General features: G+C 43.9%; 12 protein-coding genes. 8 read left to right on the top strand and 4 right to left on the bottom strand.

What is annotated here, in order from left to right:
• Positions 1-84: 84 nt before the first annotated feature.
• Together C1S73_RS20790 and C1S73_RS20785 are read right to left on the bottom strand one after the other, a co-directional pair.
• Positions 85-411, bottom strand: a complete 327-nt coding sequence (locus tag C1S73_RS20790; protein ID WP_038865090.1) for a DUF4156 domain-containing protein — start codon at positions 409-411, stop codon at positions 85-87.
• Between the two features lie 79 nt (positions 412-490).
• Positions 491-946, bottom strand: a complete 456-nt coding sequence (locus C1S73_RS20785) for a hypothetical protein (protein WP_038865089.1) — start codon at positions 944-946, stop codon at positions 491-493.
• A gap of 242 nt (positions 947-1,188) precedes the next feature.
• Between C1S73_RS20785 and C1S73_RS20780 the strand changes: the two genes are divergently transcribed.
• The 6 genes from C1S73_RS20780 (at position 1,189) to C1S73_RS20755 (ending at position 8,640) form a co-directional block, all read left to right on the top strand.
• Complete coding sequence (locus tag C1S73_RS20780) at positions 1,189-1,899, top strand: lipoate--protein ligase family protein (protein WP_038865087.1); 711 nt, start codon at positions 1,189-1,191, stop codon at positions 1,897-1,899.
• An 804-nt stretch (positions 1,900-2,703) separates the two neighbouring features.
• Positions 2,704-3,138, top strand: a complete 435-nt coding sequence (locus C1S73_RS20775; protein WP_038865086.1) for a DUF4402 domain-containing protein — start codon at positions 2,704-2,706, stop codon at positions 3,136-3,138.
• A 66-nt stretch (positions 3,139-3,204) separates the two neighbouring features.
• Positions 3,205-3,639, top strand: a complete 435-nt coding sequence (locus C1S73_RS20770; RefSeq protein ID WP_081634735.1) for a DUF4402 domain-containing protein — start codon at positions 3,205-3,207, stop codon at positions 3,637-3,639.
• Positions 3,636-4,328 (top strand): fimbrial biogenesis chaperone, encoded by a 693-nt coding sequence (locus C1S73_RS20765; protein WP_038865085.1) that lies wholly within the window; start codon positions 3,636-3,638, stop codon positions 4,326-4,328. The genes C1S73_RS20770 and C1S73_RS20765 overlap by 4 nt, the downstream gene beginning before the upstream one ends.
• Positions 4,329-4,404: 76 nt before the next feature.
• Positions 4,405-6,801 carry a carboxypeptidase-like regulatory domain-containing protein gene (locus C1S73_RS20760; protein WP_227740513.1) on the top strand — a complete coding sequence of 799 codons (2,397 nt, stop codon included), beginning with the start codon at positions 4,405-4,407 and terminating at the stop codon, positions 6,799-6,801.
• Between the two features lie 264 nt (positions 6,802-7,065).
• Entirely contained in the window at positions 7,066-8,640 is a 1,575-nt protein-coding gene (locus C1S73_RS20755; protein WP_038865083.1) for a DEAD/DEAH box helicase, read from the top strand.
• Between the two features lie 63 nt (positions 8,641-8,703).
• Here C1S73_RS20755 and C1S73_RS20750 read toward each other — a convergent pair whose 3' ends face one another.
• Positions 8,704-9,573, bottom strand: a complete 870-nt coding sequence (locus C1S73_RS20750) for a Vmh family MBL fold metallo-hydrolase (protein WP_038865082.1) — start codon at positions 9,571-9,573, stop codon at positions 8,704-8,706.
• A 160-nt stretch (positions 9,574-9,733) separates the two neighbouring features.
• On the opposite strand from C1S73_RS20750, the gene C1S73_RS20745 reads away from it, so the two are divergent.
• Positions 9,734-10,627 carry a LysR family transcriptional regulator gene (locus C1S73_RS20745; protein WP_038865081.1) on the top strand — a complete coding sequence of 298 codons (894 nt, stop codon included), beginning with the start codon at positions 9,734-9,736 and terminating at the stop codon, positions 10,625-10,627.
• Positions 10,628-10,728: 101 nt separating this feature from the next.
• On the opposite strand, the gene C1S73_RS20740 is transcribed toward C1S73_RS20745, so the two are convergent.
• Positions 10,729-13,605 (bottom strand): MGH1-like glycoside hydrolase domain-containing protein, encoded by a 2,877-nt coding sequence (locus C1S73_RS20740; protein WP_038865077.1) that lies wholly within the window; start codon positions 13,603-13,605, stop codon positions 10,729-10,731.
• 230 nt (positions 13,606-13,835) lie between these two features.
• Between C1S73_RS20740 and C1S73_RS20735 the strand changes: the two genes are divergently transcribed.
• Positions 13,836-14,747 carry a LysR family transcriptional regulator gene (locus C1S73_RS20735; RefSeq protein WP_038865076.1) on the top strand — a complete coding sequence of 304 codons (912 nt, stop codon included), beginning with the start codon at positions 13,836-13,838 and terminating at the stop codon, positions 14,745-14,747.
• Positions 14,748-14,763: the final 16 nt, after the last annotated feature.

Below are 14,763 nucleotides of genomic sequence, written 5' to 3'. Positions count from 1 at the left end.
TCCTTGCAGCCCCTTTAAAATTGGGGGGCATAAAGCAAAAAAGCAGACTGTCGACAGTCTGCTTTTTATTCGTTTGTTCCAAGCTTAGTTTTGGCATTGATACGCGTTAGCGAACATAGTGACCGAGCTTGAGAAACCCAGAGGTTGATACAAGTAAAGCGTGTCTGCACCCAATTCCACTGCTTTTATGCGCATTTGGTTTAATGTGCCCCAAACCATGTCTTTGTCTGCATGGAGCCAGTAATCGTAGAAGTGACCTTCTGAGCCCATTACTGTACCAAGGTGTTGGCAGTTTTCGATTGCATTTACATCATCCCAAATCACTTTTACTTGCTCTGATTCTTGTGTTGGGAACGTCACACAACCAGTTAATAACGTTGCTAATGCTGCACCAGTCATTAACTTTTTCATAATTTCATCGCCTTAGAATTAAATAGACTGCGGATTCTATTTATCGTTTAAGCAATGAACAACAAAAATTTTTTATGCTTTACACAAGCATTGATTTTCTTGATGCCTTTAATGCGCGAGCATCACGAATATTCAGCGTCATCAAGGTAAGATTGATGAAGCCAGCAAGCAACTCAATCCCCTGAATAATGTAGAACATGGTATCAAACTGACCCATTCCCGCTAAGTACTTTAAGTAAATTGCAGCAGGAACCAAAATCAGCAGACCATTCAAGGCGACAAAAGGCATGCGTTTTTTCTTCGCAGCTAAAGGCCCTTTTTTCACATTCGGTGCCATCTTAGCACCAGTAATTCCAGTGATTGCCATTAATGGTACGACTGCCCAAATCGCATAAGAAATATAGGTTTTTACTGCCAAAATGGTTTGGTGGTTACCAAACAACTCCACCAGTACGGTGCTAGTGAAAAAGCTCATGATCAATAGATAGGCACTGATAGAAGCAAGTCGATGAACTAAAGCGAGTTTCTTTTTCATAGCAGTATTCTCTTTTTTGATTTGATGTGAGTAGCGGTACAAAACAAAGATTACATAACAATAATTGCAAGCGCAACATTTGCATTAAAAACAAATTATAAACCTGACTCGATATTTGCGCATGAAGGTTTTAACTTAATGTTTTTAATGAACATTTACTTTCAAACAAAAACAGAGTTGTGATTGGATTTTGTGAAGGAATTGGAGTAAAACTGAAGGGTAGATGAAAAGAGGGACTGAATTTGGCTTCCAAAAATAAACTGATCCGCTATCAATGCACTGAAGTCTCAGATGTTTTCAGTAAAGAAGATGAGCTGATCAAACTCGTGCAGACGGATCAACTCTCTCAAGTCCTACTGTTATGGCAAGTGAAGAGCCCAACACTGGTTCTTCCGGCAGGAAAAAAGTGGCCAATTTCGGATGAGCTTGAACAAGGCCTTGAAGACACAAACTGGAAGCTATTCTCGAGAAAAACGGGGGGCGCACCAGTCCCACAAGTCCCAGGAATCATTAATCTCTCACATATTTATCATTGGCCAGAAGGTCAGCCATACGACATCAAAAAAGCGTATCTCGACTTATGTTCTGTCCTAGAGGTTTTCTTTGAACAACTCGGTGTGAAGGTTGATGTGCACGCAACACCAAACTCATATTGTGATGGGGACTACAACCTAAACATCAATGGACAAAAAGTGGTCGGAACCGCACAACGAGTCTTACTGAAGAAAGGAGGCGGGCAAGTGGTGCTCTCTCAAGCCTGCATTCTTATTGATGCGGACGTAGAAAAGATCGTTGAACCGGTAAAACTGTGCAATCAATTGTGTGGCCATGCCGATCATATTCGCGGTGATGTTCACACTCCCCTATTTAACCAAATTGAACAAAGACCGAGTGTGGATGCCTTGTTCCAGCTCATCACTCAAACTTTTTTAGATCGCGCCAAGCAAGACTAGACTCTCATAATAAGCTCTCATCTCTTTTGAGAGCTAATCACAGAGCGTGGGAAAGTCTCTCCGACACTGCATCTCAAATAGTGCTTTTGCTTATGTCGACCATAAGGGTTGAGCCTTATTTACCACCAGCACTATATTATATACCCAAGTGACTTCAAGATGCAGGATTCAGAGCGCTGTCATTGATTCGAGATCAAGGAAAACAACGCAGCGTAATAGCCAGCTCTTTCCAAGTTGTTTGACACAGAAGTCGGGTCAATGACACGCTCCCGAAGGGCGAGTTGTCTTGGTTTGTATACTTTGTTGCCGATTCTTGATTTAGGTCCACTAGACCTTTAAATCGCCGCCGCGTCTACAAACCAAGCCACTCTCGCTGAACCTAGCATCTTGAGGTTACTTGGGTATAAGTATTTAATGTTATAACAGAGATTAAATTTAATTATGTCTCAATCACTACACCTTAATTATTAAAGCCTACATTAACATCCTCTTCATTAAAGCTTGATAATACTTATATTGAATAATATTCACCTTATTTTTATGCAACTAATAACTACACATTATTTATATGGTTAATTTATTTAAATTTTTTAGCCACAATATAATACCAGCTTAATTAGTAACCGCTAATAGCTTATGTGACCGTTGTTCAACTTATTTATATATAAACTATCTAATTATAGAAATATTTTTACAAGCTATGCTTTCTGTGTATTTTATTCAAATGGCAAATATACCAACCCCTAGTTATTTGTCTCATATATAAGAACATTTTACTCAAACCAAAACACAACAGGTAAAGAAATGAATACATTTGTAAAAGTTACTGCGCTATCTGCTATCACCTTTTCATCAATGAATGCTTTTGCCGTTAGCGATACTTTCGACGCAACGTTAGAAGTAAAACAAGCGATCACTATGACCAGAACGTCTAATCTTGATTTCGGTATTATCACATCAGACCGTACAACAGATGTTGTCATTGCCCAAGGTGATGCGGGCGCTGCAACATTCACTATCGACGGCGGCGCTGGCGAAGTGGTTGATGTTGCTATCTCTGGTACTAACCTTGTAAATGGCGCAAACAACGTTGCAGCAACCTTCGACTTCTCTCCTGCGTTGACACTAACAGGTGGAACTGCTGAGCTTAAAATTGGTGGCACAGCACAAGTATCAACAGCAACGCTTGTCGCAGGTACATACTCTGCTAGCGTTCCAGTTGATGTTACTTACCAGTAATCAATAGTATTGTTTAATGAAATGGCGGCAATATTTTAATGCCGCCATTATCAAAATAAGAATATCATGCCATTAAAAGTCGCTTTTTATTTAGGGTTATTTTTATTAACTCATCAAAGTTGCTTGGCATTGACGATCGTCCCAGAAAATATGGATATCACTTTCCCAGGAATATATTTATCTGGACGAGGTCAAAATGCAGTTTCCAACCCAACCCACAGTCAACTTTACGTTGTCCGTTTTTATGTAGACGGTGAGCCGGGACGAAAAATTACCGTCACCGTACCTAACAACCAATACCTTAATCATGACAAATCATCTCGAAAAATTAAGGTTCGTCGAATTTTTTATGGGTGTGGTTTATCTAAACGCGGGCGCGCAAAAATAAACAGCAACGGAAGAAGCAAATTGTTGTGTATCGGCGCAAAAATTCGGATAGGCGCAAAATTTCCAGCAGGCAGCTACTCTGGCACCATTCCTTTTGAGGTTAATTATCGATGAAGCACCTAGTTCTATTACTCACGACAATATTTGTCTCATTCCCCAGCTATGCGCAATTGCTGATTGCTCCCACCCGTTTGGTGCTGAATGCGGATCAATCAGTGACAGAGAAGATCATCGTAGAAAACAACTCAGACAAACCCATTAGGCTTGAAATTAAGCCAGTTTATCGCCCTATCACTTCGAGAGGTGTCACCCGCACCGACAAAGACATCGCGCAAACGGAAGATATTGCAAAGTGGATCAAAGTATCTCCGCCGATCATTCGAGAGTTAAAGCCAAACCAAAGACGTACGATTCGCTTGAGGTTTAGCGCTTTACCAGCAGATAAAGACAACGGCGAATATAGAGCTTACTTGTGGTTCTCTCCTATCACTTTGGTTCAAAGCCAAACCGCAGACGCTCAAAGCTCTGGGCCCTCTTTTGCTCTCGACTTCCGAGTAAACAGCTACATCCCGGTTTACGCACAACGCGGCGAGGTTCAACAAGACGTATCCATCCAATGTAAACAAGGTGAGTTACGCATCCAAAACAAAGGCAGATATCAATTTAATGCGATGCTCAACACCGATAATCATCAAGAGAGGCTGGTATTGCTTCGACAATCTGAGCTCGTGAAACGACTTCCGGCCAAGAGTAAGATTCTTATCACACAAGACCAACAATCACTACACGAATGCACCTTGTAACCTCCCTTACATCGATTCACGTACTAAGCCCAATCTAACGAGAATGAGACTACGTTACATTGGGCTGTGTTTGTCAATGATCTTCGCCCTATCTTTTCCGTTATTCGCCAACGAACCATCGCAGTTAGCCTTGTATCCTGCTCACATCGAGGTTCGTTTGGGTAATGTGGGGGACAGTTTTTATCGTGTTATGATGGATGACGAGGAACAGCCCTACCTGCCTATCGAGAGCAGTATTGCTTACTTATTGGAAATGCACGGAAACTGTGTTCATAAGCGTTGTGAAATACACCTACCGCAAGACGTGGCACGAGAAACCCCCGCTTTCATTATCGACCTAAGCCGTCACGTATGTTACCGATCAAATTCAACGCAACAGCCTATCCAGATCCTTTTTTATGAAGAGGAATGGCTTATCCATTGGCGTAGCCTTAATGACTGCTTACCCGTTAAAGCTCGTTGGTATATCGAAGACTACCAACTCATCATCGACAAGGGCTATAAATCCCCCTCTGAATTAGAGGAGGAAATTCAAAAACTCAAACGTGATTCTCGAGATAGAGCCAAACGACTCGAACAGTTGACGCGACAACCCTCAGTCAGACCGCTATCAACGTTGGGCTTTTCCACTCGCCTTTCCGCAACCGCGTCATATGAGAGCGATAACAAGGAGGGAGGACACCTGCTCTCCGATTCTCTATTGAGTACAGAAAATTGGATTGGCCAAATGTCTGTAGATTCACGAGAAGATCATCCAGTGGCATACTACAACATCACAATCGCTCAACCAGACAACCACAACCGAGTTGAACTTGGACATGTGTTATTGGATGGTGGTCTCTACTCGAATCCTGTGATTCTCGAAAATGGCTTTCACTACTCCAACCACAAAACGGTGCCAAAATTTGGCAACCTTCAATTGGAAAGGACAACCCAGCCAAACATCAACATCGATCTTTTAGTCAACGGGGTTTATCAAAGCTCATACCGCTCTGATGATTTTGGTCGCTTTGTGATAGAAGAAAGTAACATTGCACCGGGCGATACTCTCACTTTCCGTTATTACTTGGCCAAAGGTGTTTGGCAGCAAGAGGAAGTAATTATCGCAGGTTTGGATGGTGGCTTCCTTCCAAAAGGGCAATGGGGGATAGATCTCATCGCCGACTTTGAAAAGGCAAAAGTTGGCGCAGGTATTTTGGAATATGGCATTGATGATTACCTCACTTTTGGCAGCACCGCGTTAATTGCAGACCACGACACGCTCTTGGCTTTCCAAACACGCTATCTCCCACGCCACTGGCTTGCAATGCATGTGGGTTGGATTCCTGAATTACAACGTTTTCCTATTGAGTTGGATATGCAGTTTGGTCGCACACAATCGTTAAGCTTAGAGCTCAACAAGACGGTGAATTTCACGCGGAATTCCGAGTTGTATGACGCTTTAAAATACAGCTTTTCAGGCCCTTACTATAACGCCTACCTTGATTTAAGACGTGAAGATGATAAGTACCAAATCTCACCTCAACTCAGTGCAAAAGTTGCACGTAACCTTTTTCTCCGCGTTGAATCCAATTACACACGCGACCAGATAGAAGATATCGACGACTTTTTACATACTATTGAGCTCGCCAAGAATGGCTTTTCTGATACCTCATGGCGTGTAAAAGGGGCATGGGATAAATCCGGTTCTCTTGAACAAACTGAAGCTTCGTTGCGAAATATTTGTACCGATTGCTGGATTAACTATGGGCAGTATTTTGAAGAAGTGATGTCGAACCTGTCTGCCAGTTATACCAATAACGATGTTGAATTATCCGCAACGTTAGAAGCACGCGTAAACTCAAGCTTCAAAATAAAACTGTTCGGCAACCACGAACATTATGGTATTGAGCTTACTACGGAGGCCGGGATTCGCAGCCATTTCGACGACAACATTGCCGAAATATTAGATTGGAGCAAATACAGTTATGCCAAGCTCGTCGGCACCGTCGTCGATCAACAAGGCAACGTGATCCCAAATGTCAATTTGCGTGTGCTTGACCAATTCGCGATGAGTGATGAAAACGGCGAGTTTGTTTTCCATCAAGTTCCTGCCCACGATAACCTTTCTATCCATGTTGATGAGAGCGCCCTCGACCTCAACTTAACAACGCAACACAATCCCATTCTAGTCAATACTCGCCAAGCGGGGGTTACACAAATATCCGTGGTTTTGATCGCCTCTTTTGGTATTGATGGAGTAATCGAAGGCTCACTTGAAGACCACAGCTATCTCCATTTCAAACACATTGCCAACGATATGGAATTCTCAAGTAAAATAGAGAAGGATGGCTTTTATATGGTCGAAGGACTCACGTCCGGACTCTATCTTATTACTCTAGAAAACGGACAACAAAAAAGAATGATGCAAGCCCACCTAGACAATGAATTTTGGATAAGTGAGCTGAACTACCAAGTCTCTGACTTTCACTGAGACATTGAAAAACAACCAAAGCTTATGATTCAAAAGAAAAATATAGTAACAGCCCCAATAAAGTCCCACCTCCACCTATTTTAAAAACACAGAGAGGTCATCCCCAGCCGCTGTCACCGATTCGGAAGTGAGATCTGGATCAAGTATTCATCGGTAACAGAAATAGTTGAAGCCGACGCCTAAAAGCCTCAGAATGGCGCACTTTTCGCGTCGCACATAAATTCGACGCCTTGTTATCTAACTCAACAATTGAGAATCATACATATGGGTTTTACCTCGTTAGGTCTATCTGCTCCAATCCTTAAAGCTATTCAGGAAAAAGGCTACGACACCCCTTCGCCAATTCAGGCTCAAGCAATTCCTGCAATTCTGGAAGGGAAAGACGTCATGGCAGCAGCGCAGACTGGTACAGGTAAAACAGCGGGCTTTACGCTGCCAATCCTAGAACGCTTGTCAAACGGCCCTCGCGTTCGTAGTAATCATGTTCGTGCACTTATTCTTACACCCACGCGTGAACTTGCAGCTCAAGTACAAGAAAACGTGTTCATGTACAGCCGTCACCTATCGCTAAACAGTGCTGTTGTGTTCGGTGGTGTTAAGATCAACCCACAAATGCAGCGTCTACGTAAAGGTGCTGACGTATTGGTTGCAACCCCAGGCCGCTTGATGGATCTTTACAGCCAAAACGCGGTGAAGTTCGACCAACTAGAAGTACTCGTATTGGACGAAGCGGACCGCATGCTGGATATGGGCTTCATCCGCGACATTCGTAAGATTCTTGATTTGCTGCCTAAGCAACGTCAAAACCTACTGTTCTCTGCGACATTCTCGAATGAGATTCGTGACCTTGCGAAAGGCCTTGTGAACAACCCAATTGAGATTTCAGTGAACCCTGCAAACTCTACAGCACGCACTGTAGAGCAAAGCATTTACCCATCAGACGTGAAGAAGAAAGCGCCGATGCTGGTAAAACTGATCAAAGATGGTGATTGGAAACAAGTACTGGTCTTCACTCGCACTAAACACGGTGCAAACCGCCTGGCGAAATTCTTAGTGGACGAAAAGCTACCAGCGGCAGCGATCCACGGTAATAAGAGCCAAGGTGCTCGTACTAAAGCGTTGGCTGATTTTAAATCTGGCGAGATTCGTGTACTAGTAGCAACAGACATCGCTGCACGCGGTATCGATATTCCTCAGCTTCCTCAAGTGGTTAACTTCGAGCTACCAAAAGTGGCAGAAGACTACGTTCACCGTATCGGTCGTACAGGCCGTGCTGGTGAAGTGGGTAAAGCGATTTCTCTAGTGTGCGCACTTGAAGCATCAGAGCTTTTTGCTATTGAACGTTTGATTCAACAACTGCTTCCACGTAAAGAGCTAGCGGGCTTTGCACCAACCAATGTGGTTCCAGAATCTAAATTGGATACTCGCCCAATCAAGCCTAAGAAACCGAAAAAGCCTAAGAAGCCAAAAGCAGAAGGTGAAAACAGTCAAACCGCTGAGAAGAAAAACAGCGGCGGTAACAACAAACCAAAGCGTCGCTTCAACAGCGACAACAAGAGTGGCAAAGGCGAAGCAGGTAAAGGCGGCGCTGGTAAGCCAAAAGGCAACCGTGACGGTCAAGCTCGTTCAAACGGCAAGCCAAGCGGTAACAAGCCGAATAGCAACCAGTCTGGAGCGAACAAACCGGGCGCAAATAAAAACGGTAACGGTGGCAAACCATCAGGTAACCGCAAGCCTAACAGCGGCAAGCCAGCTGGCACAAAGCCTTCAAACGGTAAACCGTCAGGCAACAAGCCATCAGGACAACGTCGTAAGCCACGTCCGCAAGCAGCAAAATAATAAAAAACAGCCCCTCACAATGAGGGGCTGTTTTTTGGCAGTATGGTGAATAACAGGCTTAGATTAACGCCACTCCATTTCACCACTTAGCACTTTCGCACCCAGTTCAAGATCGCCTTCTGTTGCAGCAAATTGTGGGTACTTAGCCTTCATCGCTGCCGAAATCTCGCTTGATGATGGCGTGCCCGATTTTTCTAACGTCTGCTCAATGTCTGCGATATAGTTCATGGTGAATTGAACACCTTCCACACCTTTCGGCATATCACCAAGGTAGTGTCCCGGAATCACGGTCTTTGGTTTCAGTGCTTTCATGCGCTCCAACGATTGAGACCATTGAGCACGCTCTTGTTTCGACTGAGTGTCCGCCATCCAAACATGAACACCACTGTAAACCGATACACCACCAAATACAGTTTTCTTCGCAGGCACCCAAAGGTAAGCATCATGAGTATTGATTTCTTTTACTTCAATGCGCTTACCTTCAAGCGTCAGAGTGGTGTCATTGAGTACAGTAGGCACAACAATTTTTGATGGTGCCCCCTCTTCCAAAATAGGTCCCCAGTACGCCAGTTTCGCGTCTTTTGTTCGTTCGATATGTTTAACAACCGCTTCGCTCGCAACCACTTTGACATCAGGGAATTCCGCAACAATAGGCTCTAAGCCAAAATAATAGTCTGGGTCACCGCTGCTGATGTAAATCATCGACAGTTCTTTACCACTCTCTTTAATCTGTTCCACCAACTTTTTTCCATCTTTGACGCTAAATTGCGCGTCAAACAACATCAGTTCTTTTTCACCAGAAACAAGCACAGAGCTTGCAGGAAAGATCGCATTTTCACCGGGGTTGTAGTGGGTAATCGTTAAGTCCGCAGCCGACACATAGTTCGATGCCGCTAGTGCGGTGATCAGTAGAGTAATTGAACGCTTATTCATCATCTTATTCCGTGTTAGAGAACCAACTCATGCGGCTCGTTTCATGTTGAGGTCATCTTATTTGATTGGTTTTAGATGAAATAGACAGCAAATTAACTTTCACTATTGCGAAATCCGGACATATACTGTGACGGTGATTTTCTTAAGGTGAAGCAACAGAATGGACAGACTTGAGGCAATGAATGTCTTTGTCACGATCGTAGAGCGAGGAAGCTTAAGTGCTGCCGCTGAGCATCTCGATCTTTCGCGAACTAAAGTGACACGTTATTTAGGTGAGCTCGAAAAGTGGATGGATACTCGTCTGCTCCACCGCACAACTCGAAGCCTCAGTTTAACCAGTGCAGGGAAAGAGACGCTTGAGATTGCACGAGAGTTACTTGCACTTGAAGAATCCCTAAGCGGAATCCGAAATCAAAATCGAGTGAATCTAAAAGGTCAATTGCGTATTACCGCGAGCTATTCCATTGTGAGTAGCTTCCTAATTGACGCAATCACAAGCTTTGTTGAACAGTGGCCTGATGTGGCGATTGATATTGTGTCGACAGATGAAACCGTAAACCTCGTGGAATCACGCATTGATCTTGCCATACGTATCACCAATGAGTTACCTGCTAATGTCGTAGCAAAGCAATTAGGTGAATGCCGCTCGGTGATATGTACGTCCCCCAAATACATAGAACAAAAAGGCGCACCGTTAAACGCCCAAGACCTAGGACACCACAATTGTCTTTCCTTTAGCTATTTTGGTCGTTCTGAGTGGATATTCTCTGGACCAAACGGTGATGAATCAGTCTCCATCAAAGGCAATATCAGCGCGAATACCCCAGAAGTACTGCTTGCTGCCGCCTTAAATGGTAACGGAATCAGCTTACAGCCCTACCCAACAGTGAAGGATATGCTCACTGAGGGTAAGTTGATTCAGTTGTTACCGGAATGGCACCCAAAAACGTTAGGCGTTCATGCCATCTATGGCACGCGTAAACAAGTCACACCGTTATTAAGAGCCTTTATCGACCATCTCTCCACTAGCATGTCGGAATCCAAACGCTGGTAAGCACTTTTCTGAACACTCACGTTACAACGAACATCCAGTGGTTACTTAAATAGAAAGCCGCTGATAATCTCAGCGGCTTTTTCTTAGAACTTCAATTCACGTTATTGAAGCGGTGTGATGCGGATATCAGCAATCTGCGCTTCGTTCATCTCTCCATCTACACCACCTGAGTAAATGTAGGTTTCATTAGATTTCAAGTAACTCATATTGAAATGGTCTTTGAGAACCAGTCGGTATGATTTGCCTTGTTCCAAGGAAACTTCAATCGGTGTTGAGTAACGCATACCTTTGTTCTCACCAATATGGCCCATTTGAATGTAACCTTGACCAACTGACTGGCCAGATTCGTCGAGAACTTCAAGCTCTTTCACTGCGTTAGTAATACCGGTGTTTAGTTGGCCTAGGTTATTGTTATACAGCGCCGCCAACTGGTATCGCCCACTGGTAGGGACGGTGAAAGCCCTCAGACCATTTACATCACCACTATCTTTGCTGACAGTGACCACTGATACATCTTCTTTTAGCGGTTGGTAATCACCCTCGAGTTTGACGCGAATATCTTCGCCAACACAAACAGGTTCACTTGGGTTAGAACGGAAGCCTTGTTCATTAATACCCTCAGCCAAATAACACGCAAAACCGCTTAAGGTATCGCTGTATTCTTTTCCGTTAACATTGCTTTGGATCAGTTGACCATTGCGGTACAAGTTAATGTTGTAGTCACTAGTTACACCAATCGTCACATTATTATTGGTGCGAGCGACATCGAGCTCAGGCTCTTTTGGAGAAAAGACTTTTTCGCTCTCCGTTGCGTAAGGTTTAACTCCATCAACCACTTTTATACTGCTGTCGTCAGCAGCAAGGCTACCCAAGGTGACTTGGTAGTGACCATTATCATCAACCGTCACCTCTTCCACTGGATAGTAACCGTTTGACTCATCTTGTACTTCTGGCAAGTGAACCGTCACAGAGTAGCTTTTACCCTTGAAGCTAAAGTTCTCCAATGTAATCTGATCTGATTGAGCAAAAAGTTGATTGCGAACCCATCCTGTAATGAACGGTTTAACTTCCAATTGCCCTGTTTCAGTGTGAATACCAAAGATAGTTTCGACCACCATATTGAGGTAACCACCTACCGACCATAGCTGGCGCTGCGAGTTGATCACAGGGCCATCTAAAGAAGCATCTGCACCATGATCACTGTGAATAATGAACGATTTGCCAGACAACCACTCCAAGTTTTCCATGTTTGATAGGTTCGTTGCGGTACCGCGAACTAGGGATTGAATCGCATTGTTAGCCGCTGCCACGTTTTGAGTACGATGTGCAGCACGCAAGCTATATGCGGTGACAAATGGCCAAATCGCACGGTTGTGATAAACCGGAACACCTGGCTGTTGAGGGAAATAAACTGGCACACCAAACTCACTATGAGGGTAGTTTTCCATGATTTGCTTCGCTTGTTCATTGCTTGCAATACCGCTTATGATCGCCAGCGCTTCCCCGAGCATGTCATATTTGTCGACAGCAATATCTTGCCCATTATCGAACAAGTAACTCACGTACATACCACGCTGTTCATTCCAAAACTCAGTATTGATTGCCGTTTTTAACTGCTCAGCCCAATCTGCGTATTTCACCGCGTTTTTTGAGTCAAATTGTTCTGCCAACTTCGCCGCTAAGCGCATTGCTCGATAGTGAACCACGTTTGTTGATAGCGCCTTGCTACTACCAATCGCATTAACATCATCTGGCGTCCAAGTAGAATATGTCTGTTCACGCCAGTCCAAGAAAGACTGTTCACCCGTGTAAAGGCCTGAGTCTTGATCAAACGCCGCTAAACGGTCAGCTTCTAGCGTGTTGCTAACTGCGTTGTAAGCGCGCTCTGCAAATTGGTTGTAAGCTTCGCCATCCAGTGCCGACAGTAAACGTTCTGCCCCTAACGCCCATGTTGTTCGATCGGTACTGATCGGCCAACTGCCACCAGTGCCTGTATCTTGGACGATTTGCTCACCATCGTATTGTTGATCTGTTGAGTCTCGGAAGGCTGATAACTTGAATTCCAAACCGTTTTCAACACGCGTAGGATTCATCAATGCAAGGGAAAGGTCGGCCGCATATGCCAAATCACGAGTCCAAACGTAATGCCACTTGGCACCTGTCTCAAACACTTCTGCCTTTATTGGTTTGTTGTAGTTGTAATTGCCGTCTTTGATCTCAGACACCGCAAGTTGATCGAGCTCTTTCATAGTCAAAGCGAACAGTGCATCAAACGCGAGATCGCCAGATACAACACGCGGCCCTTCTTTCTCCGTAATCACCATGCCTTGATCCAGAGCGTCTCGCAGTTCCGTCGTAGTTGAGATGCCAAATTCACGCAGTTCTGCTTTAGGATCCTTGACTGAAAATGTCACAGTTTCATTACTGTCATCATAGTTTCGGAACAGTTTTAGTTCTTTATTTTGATGCCCCTCATGCACCATTTCAGGATCCAAAATAGCATCTGAGTAATACTTCTCTGCCTCTTCCTGCGTGGCTTTTGTTACGGTCATCGTCGCGCTGCTTTCATCCGCAAAACTCACAGAGAACTTATAGTAACCTTTATCTTCAAACGTGATTTCCGAATTGCAGTCGTCATTCATACATGCTTCATTCGTTTCTGGTTTTGGTAAGTAATCCTGAGCCTCATCAAACATCGCAGGCTGTTCAAAATGAGTGTATTGGATTTGCCAGCCAGGATCGGCAATCTTGAACTGGTTACTGCCTCGCGCTACACGCAACACCGTTTCATATTCATTGTTCCCTAAATAGTTCAGCTTCGCGTGTTCTGCAGTCCCCCAATCGCCATTCAATCCGCGTAAGTAAAGGTCTTCCGAAATAATCGGTTTATCGACCACCTCCGTGGTATCAGAATCTGAACCACATCCAACTAACCCCATCGTTGCAGCAACAGCAAGCGCAATAAAACTTGGTTTCATGTTCACCCCTTAGATTGTTATTTTGGCGACAGTCTAAGGAACACGCTCTTCAGAGAAAAATAGGTAACAGCGCCAGCTTTATAGACAACATCTATATGTTGCTCACCAATAGTGATTTAGATCTATGAAACACTAATAAATTCAATTATGTCAGATAGCAGATTTGTGATTTATAAAAGAAATTGTGCACAATACCCCCAAGAAACCTTGTTTCAAAAAGGGGAATAACAATGGACAAATCTCTACAGCAATTTTTACTGATTGCTCGTTGTCAAAGCATAAGTGCCGCCGCAAGGATGGCCGGACTAAGCCAACCGACAATGACGAGTAATTTAAAAAAGCTGGAAGAGTCTCTTGGCGTCACACTCTTTGAACGCCACCAAAGCGGCATGGTTCTGACCGAGTTTGGTCGTATTCTCTATCGTCATAGCGATGCAATGCAGCACGAATATAATCAAATGATGCAAGGCATTGAAGAAAGGAAGCAGTATCAAGTCGGCAAAATAAAAATAGGAACCGGAGATGCGTGGTGGCCTTTGTTCGTAAAACAAACCTTAGATGAACATTTGTCTCATCAACCATCGGCATCTACACACGTCGAATTTGGCAACCATCTAGGCTTAATGGATTCTTTGATTAATGAGCAAATTGAATTCTTCATTGGTCATGAAATTGTAGGGTTGTCGTCAAAGTGTGATGTTACTTTTATTCCTTTATTTCAAACTGTTGACGCCTACTTTGTCTCTCCCAATCATCCACTTTTGGGTAAAATGGTGACGAAACAAATGCTCCATGAATACCCCGCCCTATCCGTCACCTATGATGCAAAAAAGTTTAACCATGTTTTAGACAACCCAATTCCCAAGCAAAACGAAAGGGAACGTCAGCAACTTGATAACCGTCCAACTTACGAAGTCGATTCGTTACTTGCGAGTATTGATGTACTAAAAAGTGGCATAGCCGTGATGTCTTATACCAGCCACCTGAGCGATTACTTACAATCGTTAGGGTTGAAAATCTTAACCGTGGAATCACAGCCCAAGCCGGGTACTGTCGGCATCTATCGCCATAGAAGGGAAACCTCAGAATCTCACTTGGCTTTGATTGCACACATCACTAAGCTAGCCCAAAATTTAAGCTAATCACTATTGAGGTAAC

It is taken from the genome of Vibrio jasicida 090810c, from assembly GCF_002887615.1.
GTDB lineage: Bacteria > Pseudomonadota > Gammaproteobacteria > Enterobacterales > Vibrionaceae > Vibrio > Vibrio jasicida.
This window is presented reverse-complemented; position numbering and strand designations above follow the sequence as displayed.

Excerpts from the sequence above, each read along its gene's own strand:
- C1S73_RS20765 (WP_038865085.1), top strand. The coding sequence starts at position 3,636 with ATGAAGCACCTAGTTCTATTACTCACGACAATATTTGTCTCATTCCCC.
- C1S73_RS20785 (WP_038865089.1), bottom strand. The coding sequence starts at position 946 with ATGAAAAAGAAACTCGCTTTAGTTCATCGACTTGCTTCTATCAGTGCC.
- C1S73_RS20790 (WP_038865090.1), bottom strand. The coding sequence starts at position 411 with ATGAAAAAGTTAATGACTGGTGCAGCATTAGCAACGTTATTAACTGGT.
- C1S73_RS20745 (WP_038865081.1), top strand. The coding sequence starts at position 9,734 with ATGGACAGACTTGAGGCAATGAATGTCTTTGTCACGATCGTAGAGCGA.
- C1S73_RS20775 (WP_038865086.1), top strand. The coding sequence starts at position 2,704 with ATGAATACATTTGTAAAAGTTACTGCGCTATCTGCTATCACCTTTTCA.
- C1S73_RS20760 (WP_227740513.1), top strand. The coding sequence starts at position 4,405 with ATGATCTTCGCCCTATCTTTTCCGTTATTCGCCAACGAACCATCGCAG.
- C1S73_RS20755 (WP_038865083.1), top strand. The coding sequence starts at position 7,066 with ATGGGTTTTACCTCGTTAGGTCTATCTGCTCCAATCCTTAAAGCTATT.
- C1S73_RS20750 (WP_038865082.1), bottom strand. The coding sequence starts at position 9,573 with ATGAATAAGCGTTCAATTACTCTACTGATCACCGCACTAGCGGCATCG.
- C1S73_RS20735 (WP_038865076.1), top strand. The coding sequence starts at position 13,836 with ATGGACAAATCTCTACAGCAATTTTTACTGATTGCTCGTTGTCAAAGC.
- C1S73_RS20770 (WP_081634735.1), top strand. The coding sequence starts at position 3,205 with ATGCCATTAAAAGTCGCTTTTTATTTAGGGTTATTTTTATTAACTCAT.
- C1S73_RS20740 (WP_038865077.1), bottom strand. The coding sequence starts at position 13,605 with ATGAAACCAAGTTTTATTGCGCTTGCTGTTGCTGCAACGATGGGGTTA.